This is a genomic window from Halomonas sp. ND22Bw (assembly GCF_003011945.1).
Classification (GTDB): domain Bacteria; phylum Pseudomonadota; class Gammaproteobacteria; order Pseudomonadales; family Halomonadaceae; genus Halomonas; species Halomonas halophila.
This window is the reverse complement of the sequence record NZ_PXWD01001713.1, coordinates 1-238: the sequence shown is the minus strand read 5'-3', so window position 1 is coordinate 238 and position 238 is coordinate 1. Positions and strand designations below refer to the sequence as shown.

The 238-nt window shown below is 59.2% G+C and carries 1 rRNA gene; it reads right to left on the bottom strand.

What is annotated here, in order from left to right:
- Positions 1–238, bottom strand: a 23S ribosomal RNA gene (locus CVH10_RS24130); the annotation flags it as partial.

Genomic DNA, 238 nt, shown 5'->3' with positions numbered 1-238 from the left:
TCAGGCAGGCTTATGCCATTGCACTCAACGACCGATTTCCGACCGGTCTGAGCCTACCTTCGCACGCCTCCGTTACTCTTTGGGAGGCGACCGCCCCAGTCAAACTGCCTGCCATGCGCTGTCCCGGACCCCGATCAGGGGCCGCGGTTAGACAACCATATCTACAAGGGTGGTATTTCAAGGATGGCTCCACGAAGGCTGGCGCCCTCGCTTCAAAGCCTACCACCGATCCTACACA